This window comes from Streptomyces sp. NPDC053076 (assembly GCF_044546845.1).
In the GTDB taxonomy this organism is placed as follows: domain Bacteria; phylum Actinomycetota; class Actinomycetes; order Streptomycetales; family Streptomycetaceae; genus Streptomyces.
This window is the reverse complement of sequence record NZ_JBITZL010000017.1, coordinates 61,056-69,110: the sequence shown is the minus strand read 5'-3', so window position 1 is coordinate 69,110 and position 8,055 is coordinate 61,056. Positions and strand designations below refer to the sequence as shown.

Genomic DNA, 8,055 nt, shown 5'->3' with positions numbered 1-8,055 from the left:
GTGTTGCGCTCACGCTCCGCGTGAGCGCTGGCGGGTGGCTTCGCCACCCGCTCACCCCTCTTGCTGCGCAAGAGGGGTGACGGTCCGTCCGCTGCGCTCCCGGACCGGCGGGACTTCGTCCCGCTACCAGGCTTTCGCTTCGCTCCAGCCTGGCCGGCGGGTCCGCTGCGCTCCCCCGCCTGACGGTCCTTCCGGCTGCGCCTCCAGCACCTTGGGGCCCGCTAACGCGGGCCGGGCTGGCTGGAAGGACGAGGGACGGAGGGACAGGTCCAGAGACGGGCTGCCCCAGCTGACGGGGCCTCAAGCATGGGCGTGACTGCGGCCTGCCGTCCTGCGCGAGGCAGCGTGATGTGCGGGCCGGCCCGTCTCGGGAACTGTGAGACGTCGCAGGGACAGGCCAGCGGTGACGAGGAGGCCGGTGAATACGACCAGGAGAAGAACAGACACCCACATCTGCCGACTCCCAGGCGCCTGCCAACCGGCCCAGGAAGCAGACCCCGCCCACAGCAGAACACCCGCAGCGTAGAAGGAGCGGACACTGTGCAGCTGCCGCACAGCCCGCAGGAACTGAATGCGTTCGGTCTTCGGTGCCATGCGCAGCCGTGTACCCCAGGGCACGCTGTTCAGCAGGTTGGCTCCATCGTCTTGCTCACCTCTGCTCTTGCTGCTCGGTGCGTCCTTCGAAGTCACGGCGCACTCCTGCACCCTGGTCTTCAACCAGACCAGCGCCGTCCGGGAGGTCCAGGACGGCGCCGCAGTGGCTGCACAGCTTCCCGTCCTCGGCCAGCGTGCCGCACGCCTTGCAGAACCGGTTGCCCGTATCGCTTTCGACCTTGTGTGTCATGACTCTCCAAGACAGGCGGAAGGGGACGACTGCGGAGTACCCGCGACTCCCTCGCTGATTCCTTGAAAGGTCTGCTTCATTTTTTCGCCGCGATAGACTCTGGAATGAATTGCTTTCGAGGATGTAAGGACTGCGGTCACGACAATGTGCTCCTCGGTGTTCCTCGGCATGGATGTTGATCTGCTGTCTGGGTGGGTGCTGCGCGACAACGCTCAGTGTCTGCAAGTCAGTTGGCTGTGTTCCGGTGTGTGGCCTGTCGTCCGGCTCCGGGAAGAGAGTAGAGCGAAATGACCGTGAAGCAGCTTCGTTCTCATCAGCGAGAAGCCGTGGACGCCGTACTCCGAGCACTTGAGCTGCCTGCAAGGTCGACCGTTCCGGAGCGAGGCCTCCGCACTCAGGTGATCATGGCGACCGGATCGGGCAAGACCCTCGTCGCCGCGCGCAGCGCTGAGGAGCTCCGCGCAGGACGCGTGCTGGTGCTCGTGCCATCGCTGGACCTGCTAACCCAGACCGAGGCCGCGTGGCGCGCGGGAGGCCGTACGGGCCCGATGATCGGGGTCTCATCCCTGCGGGGCGAGGAGGTGCCCTTCCCCAACACCACGGACGTAGAGGAACTGGTCGACTGGGTGCAGCCGTTCGACAAAGTCACCGTGTTCGCTACCTACGCCTCCCTCGGGCTCGGCACGCTGGAACGCGCGCACCGGGCTGGCCTTCCGGGCTGGGACCTGATCGTGGTCGACGAGGCGCACCGGACTTCGGGGCGGATCGGCAAGCCGTGGGCGGTCGTTCACGACAACACCCGCATCCCCGCACTGCGCCGCCTCTACATGACCGCCACACCCCGCCTGTGGCAGCTGGACGAGGACGCCGACCAGGGCGCGCCGGGCGAGCTGGTCGCGTCCATGGAGGACGATCCGGACGGGCCGTTCGGGGCGCGCTGCTACACGCTGACGCTGTCCGAGGCCATCGACCGGGGCATCTGCGCCCCCTACCAGGTGGTGTGCGTGGACATCACTGACACCCAGCTCCAGACCGCGCAGCTCCTGGGCGTGGAGGGCCGCTCGGACGAGGTGCGGGGGGCGCGGCTCGCGGCCCTCCAGACCGCCCTGGTGAAGGCGTCCTCGGAGGAGGGCTTCCGGCGCACGCTCGTCTTCCACCACGTCGTGAAGGAGGCCGAGGCGTTCGCGGCCGGCCTCCCCGACGTCGCCGAGCGGCTCCACGACACCGACGCTGGGCTGTATCCGCGCACGATCTGGGCTAGCTGGCTGTGCGGTGACCACAAACCGGGCCACCGACGGCGCGTGCTCGGCGAGTTCGCGACCGGGATCGCCACCGACGGCACGGTCGTGGAGAAAAGCTTCCTCGGCTCCGTTCGCGTACTCGGGGAAGGTGTCGACACCAAGAACTGCGACTCCGTCTACTTCGCTGACGTCCGCGGTTCCATGCCCGACCTCGTCCAGGCCGTGGGCAGGGCGCTGCGGATGCAGCCCGGCGAGGGCAAGGTCGCCTCGCTCGTGGTGCCGGTCCTGCTCGGGCCCGGCGAGACGCCGGACAACATGCTCACCTCCCGGGCCTACGGCGGATTGGCGAAGCTGCTGGAGGCGCTCAGGGCGCACGATGCTCGGGTGGTGGAGCAGCTCGCTGAACAGCAGGCACAGAGCCGTGTCAGGGGCGTGCAGAGCCGCAGCGGCAGCCGAGAGATCCCGGGCGAGGAAGTGGAGAGCGACCGAAGCGAGCGTGGCCTGTCAGTACCGGCCCGCGACCTGCTGAAGTTCTCCACACCACGCGACCCAGAGCAACTGGCCGCGTTCATCAACCTGCGCGTCCTCAACCCCGAGCATCAGCACTGGCGACGCGGCGTGGAGGCCGCCGTCATCTACAACCGGCTCCACGGCGACCTCAACGTGCCGTACACGTTCCGCGTACCCGCCGTCGACGACCAGGCGGTGGAAGGCGCGGGGTGGCCGGCCTCGCTCGCCGGGTTCCCCCTTGGGCAGTGGACCGCCGACGCCAGGCGGTTCTACGCCCGCGGAGACATGGACGCCGACCGCGTCGCACAGCTGGAGAAGCTCGGCATGATCTGGTCCCACTTCGACGTCGCGTGGGAGGAAGGCCTGTCCGCCGCGCGCGGGTGGGCGGCCGAACACGGCCACCTCCTTGCCCCGCTGGACGCCACCTACCAGGGCGCGAAGGTGGGCATCTTCCTGAAGAACGCGCGGGCCGCCGCCCGGAAGGCGCAGGAGATCGAACAGCGGCGTGCCGAGGGGCTGCCGGTTCAGTCGTCGGCCGGGGCGCTGTCGGACGAGCGGCGCGAGCAGCTGGAGGAGATCGACGCGTCCTGGTGCCCGGCGTGGCCGGTCACCTGGCAGCGCTGCTTCCACCTGGTTCGAATGCATCTGGACGCCGGTCAGGCGCTGCCCACCCAGGCGGGCGACGTCGTGCGCCAGGGCGAGGATCTCGGGCGGTGGGTGCAGTCGGTACGGCTCGGGTGGGACCAGCTCACCATCGTGCAGCAGTGGCTGTGCGAGCAGGTCCTCGGAATCGAACCCGCGACCGAGGACGAGAAGCCGAAGCCGCGCCGCACGCAGGCCGACAAATGGGCGCTCAACCTCGCCGCCGCCACCCAGTACTACCAACGCGAGGGGCACCTGCGGGTACCGAGGAGCCATGTCGAAACGATCACCGTCGGCGACGGGGATGGCGGCCACGACGGTCAGGGGATGCAGGGACACCAGGTGCGACTAGGAACATGGGTCGGGAACCAGCGCTCCAGAGCCGCAACCCTCACGCCGAAGCGCGTCGAGCAGCTGTCCGCCATCGGCATGCGATGGACCTGACTGTGCTGCTGCCGCGTACGCAAACCGAACAGATGGCGTACATGAGGCGTTCATCATGCGTGGGGGTGTCGGCCCGCCCGGGGCGGTGCGCGCCAGCGATGGGCGTGTGGGCGGTGGCAGACCAGGGTCAGGTGGATACCGGTGCGGGCCTGTAGCTGCAGGAGGCGCATCGTGCAGGGGCGGCTTGCCCAGGGCGGCGAGAAGGTCGTGGGCGAGGCCGGCCACGCTGGTGGTGCCCAGGCCGGGGTGCAGGGTGATCCGGCCGGACGGCGGATGGTGGGCGGCCAGAGCGGTGTGCGTGTGCAGCGTGTCGTCGTGGCGGTCGAGAACCACGGTGACGGACGGCAACTACGGTGCGGGAGACATGGGCGGTGTGGTCAGGCGAGGCGGCTGAAGGCCCAGCGCAGCAGCTCCTGATCGACGCGGGCACGTCCCGTACGGGCCAGTGCGGTACGGGTGTGGGCGGTCAGCTGGGCCCAGGCGCGAAAGTTGCCGTGCGCGGGGGCCCAGGCGCGAAAGTTGCCGTGCGCGGCGTGGCTGTCGGCGAAGGCGATGTCGTCGGGGTGGGCGTCGGCCCAGATCGGGTGGAACAGCGGGATCACCTCGAGGACCTCGTCGGGTGTGAGGCGGGTGAACTGCTGCCAGATGAAGACGCGGGAGGACAGCATCGGTTCGCGGCGCAGCACGGTGTGGCAGCCCGCGCCGCCGACGAAGATGATGGCGAGTTGGGTTGAGGGTTCGTCCCAGAGGTAGCGGAAGTATTCGAACGCCTCCCCGTTGAGCCATTGTGCTTCGTCGACGAGGAAGGTACGGGGGCGTTCGGCCAGGGCCGTCTTCAGCAGACGGTCGAACTCGCTGGGGTGGCGCGGTGGCTCGCCGGCCAGGTCGAGCGCGGTGAACAGTTCGTAGCGCACCGCGCGGGCCGTAGGCCGGGCCCGGAAGGTGATCTTGCGGACGTCCTCGCCGGGTTCGAGTGCGCGCAGGCAGGTGTTGACGGCGAGGGTCTTGCCGAAGCCGGCGCCGCCGTGGATGCACATCATCGCGCGGGCGGCGACGGTGTCGGTGATGTTCTCCCGGGCAGTGAGCAGGGCGCGGGTGGTGACCACGGAGGCGTCGGGCAGGTCGACGTACTGGTAGGTGGCCGCGGTCATCAGGCGCCTCCGTCTTCAGCGGTCTGTGCGGTTGGGCCAGGTGGGCCGTCGGCAGGTTCGGCGGGGAGGGGAGCAGGCCGGCCGGGCGCGGTCCGGGTGGCGAGGGAGGGCGGGGTGCGCCAGTCGGCCGGGGGCGCGGCGGGCGGGATGAGGTCCGGCAGCGCCAGCTTCGAGGCGTCGGTGTGCTCGATGGCGGCCAGTTCGTGCCCGGCTTGAGCGGAGGTGAGGGCTCCCAGCCGTTGGGCCGGCCCGGCCGTGGTGGCCGGGGCGAAGCGCTGTCGGCGCAGCGTCTCGGCGGCCTTCACCTCGGCACGCAGACGTCGGGCACGCTCCGCACGGGCTGTACGCAGGGCATCGAGTTGTTCGGGAGTGGCCGCGTCCGCGAGGTGCGCGGGCCCGAGATATCCGCCGCTAGCGTCACAGATGTCGATCTCGTGATCGTGGTGCGGCATGTAGCGCACTGTGACGGTACGGCCGGCCTGTCCGGTCATCCAGGGGGCGATGTAGATGCGCCCGCGCCACCGCACGCCGTGGCTGGTCAGCTTTCGCAGGCGGCCGTCGTCCTCCAGGGTGAACGTCCACAGGTCGGCGGCGGGGACGTCCGTGACGGGAGTCGGATCGGCCTGCCATGCCTCAAGCGGCGTACGGCCGGACAGCGTCTTGGGCCGGTGCTCGGTGTTCCACCAGTGTGTCCAGGCCAGCACCTCCGCTGTGAAGTCCTGAAACGACATGGCTCCGGAAGTCTTCGGCCTGCGGCCGGCGCCTTTACTTCGCCGGCCGGAGCGGGGCTTGGTGGGGGTGAGGGTGTAGCCGGGCAGGGCCGCGAACAGCATCCGGTCAACGGCTCGGTTGAGGTTTTCCACCGTGCCCTTGAGATGGGGGCTGTAGGCGGGAAGGTCCTTCACCCTCACGCCCATCGTGCCGAACGCGGTGGTGACGGTGGTCGACAGGAAGTCCTTGCCCCGGTCCACCCGCACCTGCTCCGGTGTTCCTCCCGCGGGGCCGTAGGGCTCCTCACGCAGCACAGCGGCGCGCAGCGCGGCCAGCACGGAGGCACGGGAAGGGACGCCAGGAGTGACCGCGGTGCCGGTGATGACTTTGGTGGCGGTGTCGATGAACCAGGTCACCCACGGGCGCACCAGGTCGCCGTCGGCGTCGACCAGCAGCGGGGCCTGGACGTGGTCGGTCTCCCAGGCGTAGTTGCGCCATGACGGCGGACGCTTGCCGAACACGTCATGGGCGCGGGCTGCCTCCGGTCCGATGGCGAGACCGGCGCGCTCCCCCGCCGTCAGATCACGGCGCAGCGCGCGCAGGAACGTCGACAGGGACGGGACCGGATCCAGCAGCGGCACCTGCGACAGGGCTGCCCCACCCGGAACAGCCACCGGGTCCGGAGGGCCGGGCGCGGCAGCGCCGGACTGTTGCGCTCGTACGCTCCCGGCCTCGGCCGCGGCGCGCTCCATGAGCTGGCGGTGGACTGCGGAGGCGTTGCCGTGCCAGTACGCCAGCAGCACCCGGATCTCCGCGGTGATCTCGAACCGGCTCGTGTGGCGGGCTCCGGGGTGCGCAGCCGCCGCCGGGCTCTGGGATGCCTCGGCCAGCCACCGCCACACCGTGCGCTCCGACACGCCCAGGCACTCCCCCGTCAGCCGCACATGCTCCCGCGACAGCCGCCGCTCGGCGCGCAGCGCCAGCAGACGACGCACCGCAGGCGCCCGCAATGCCGTCAACGACTCCTCCCCCAAAACACCGGCTGGATCCTCCGGCGGCGTCAGCGACTGCCCGTCCACGCCATGCCCCTTCGTTCTCATCCGCTTTCCGTGAAGCGCGTCTTCGTTCACCCCGTCGGGACAGGTGAAGGTCACCCATGAACGAGCCCTTCGGCAGCCCGGACAGTCACGGATAGGGGCCAAGACGCGCGCAGGCCTGCTCGATCAGCTCCCGGTCCACACGCCTTGCGGGGCCGCGCTCGCGGGCTGCGTAGACATGCGATGTGATCTTCGCCCACGTGCGGAAATTGCCGCGCGCCATCTGCTCGTCCATCCGCGCAAGGTCGTCCGGGTCCGCCTGCGCCCACACGGGGTGGAACAGAGTCAGCGTCTGCGGCACTTGAGACGGCTCAAGCCGGCCGACCTGGTGCCAGGTCAGCACCCGCGAGCGCAGCGCCGAAGCACGGGCGACGGCCCGTTCGCTTCCCGCCCCACACAGCACCAGCGCCGCCGCACAGCCCGGCGCGTCCCACAACTGCCGCAGGTAATCCAGCAGCGGCGGCGTCAGCCGCTGGGCGTCATCGAGAAACAGCACACCCGGCTCCGCCAGTGCCCGCATCAGAGCCTGGCTGGCCGGCCCGGCCCGATGCGGCAGCGCCCCCGACGGCAGCCCGAACGCTTCACACAGCGAGGCCCGCAACTGCGGCAGACCGGGCGCCACACCGGCCACCGCCCTCCACACCGGCACCCGGCCGGGCAGAAGATGCAACGCCTGCTCGACGGCGACCGTCTTCCCCAGGCCCGTGTCCCCGTATACACAGCACATCCCGCGGGCCGCGACCGTATGCCCCACAGCCTCCGCCACACCGGCCACCTGCCGTGTGGACACCAGCCGGGCCCCCGGCACGTACAACCGCACACCGCCGCCCCGCACCCCCGCATCCGCGGCGCCCTCCGGCACCGGCACGTCGGCGGGCGGCCCGTCGACAACAAGCGGACCACCCGCCCCGTCCACGAGCCCCAGATCCGCCAGTGCCCGGTCATACCGGCTCGGCTCCAGCCCCACCCTGGCCCCAGCCGGACGGGCCACCTCAAGAACCCGGCCCGCCCCCAGATCCCGCTTGATCACCCGGTGCAGCGTCGGCAGCGAGGGCACACACTGCGCACCCCACCCCTCCAACGCCCCCTCTTCCTGAGCCCGGAGCATCCTGCGCCGCAACTCCGCGACGTTCCCGCCCGCCTGAGCCAGGACCTCCCACAAGGCGTCACTCAGCGAAAACCCGTCCTGCCGCGGCCGCGCCTCGACATGGCCCCGGCGCCCATCGGCCAGCCAACGCCACACCGTCCGCTCCGACACACCCGCCAACTCCGCCGCGATCCGCACATGCAGCGCAGTCAGCGTCCCCTCCCCATCCACCGCAAGAAGCCGACGCACCACCACACCCCGAGCCAACGACACACCCCCCCGCCGGCGCCGCCCCAGCCGACCCCGCCCGGAGCTCACCCGCCGAAAC

At 70.4% G+C, this 8,055-nt stretch carries 5 protein-coding genes; 1 reads left to right on the top strand and 4 read right to left on the bottom strand.

What is annotated here, in order from left to right; translation table 11 throughout:
* Positions 1 to 649 precede the first annotated feature (649 nt).
* Positions 650 to 844 carry a hypothetical protein gene (locus tag ACIGYR_RS38005; protein ID WP_399608556.1) on the bottom strand — a complete coding sequence of 65 codons (195 nt, stop codon included), beginning with the start codon at positions 842 to 844 and terminating at the stop codon, positions 650 to 652.
* A 287-nt stretch (positions 845 to 1,131) separates the two neighbouring features.
* On the opposite strand from ACIGYR_RS38005, the gene ACIGYR_RS38000 reads away from it, so the two are divergent.
* Positions 1,132 to 3,681 carry a Helicase associated domain protein gene (locus ACIGYR_RS38000; RefSeq protein ID WP_399608553.1) on the top strand — a complete coding sequence of 850 codons (2,550 nt, stop codon included), beginning with the start codon at positions 1,132 to 1,134 and terminating at the stop codon, positions 3,679 to 3,681.
* A gap of 377 nt (positions 3,682 to 4,058) precedes the next feature.
* Here ACIGYR_RS38000 and ACIGYR_RS37995 read toward each other — a convergent pair whose 3' ends face one another.
* The 3 genes from ACIGYR_RS37995 to ACIGYR_RS37985 all read right to left on the bottom strand — a co-directional run bounded on the left by ACIGYR_RS37995 (position 4,059) and on the right by ACIGYR_RS37985 (position 7,982).
* Positions 4,059 to 4,832 carry an AAA family ATPase gene (locus ACIGYR_RS37995; protein ID WP_399608550.1) on the bottom strand — a complete coding sequence of 258 codons (774 nt, stop codon included), beginning with the start codon at positions 4,830 to 4,832 and terminating at the stop codon, positions 4,059 to 4,061.
* The gene (locus ACIGYR_RS37990) at positions 4,832 to 6,643 is read right to left on the bottom strand and encodes a Mu transposase C-terminal domain-containing protein (protein WP_399608548.1); all 1,812 of its coding nucleotides are present in this window, start codon (positions 6,641 to 6,643) and stop codon (positions 4,832 to 4,834) included. The genes ACIGYR_RS37995 and ACIGYR_RS37990 overlap by 1 nt, the downstream gene beginning before the upstream one ends.
* Before the next feature lie 85 nt (positions 6,644 to 6,728).
* On the bottom strand, positions 6,729 to 7,982 hold the full coding sequence (locus ACIGYR_RS37985; protein WP_399608545.1) for an AAA family ATPase: 1,254 nt from the start codon (positions 7,980 to 7,982) through the stop codon (positions 6,729 to 6,731).
* Positions 7,983 to 8,055 lie beyond the last annotated feature (73 nt).

Coding starts and splice junctions, on each gene's coding strand:
- ACIGYR_RS38000 (WP_399608553.1), top strand. CDS start 1,132: ATGACCGTGAAGCAGCTTCGTTCTCATCAGCGAGAAGCCGTGGACGCC.
- ACIGYR_RS37995 (WP_399608550.1), bottom strand. CDS start 4,832: ATGACCGCGGCCACCTACCAGTACGTCGACCTGCCCGACGCCTCCGTG.
- ACIGYR_RS38005 (WP_399608556.1), bottom strand. CDS start 844: ATGACACACAAGGTCGAAAGCGATACGGGCAACCGGTTCTGCAAGGCG.
- ACIGYR_RS37990 (WP_399608548.1), bottom strand. CDS start 6,643: ATGAGAACGAAGGGGCATGGCGTGGACGGGCAGTCGCTGACGCCGCCG.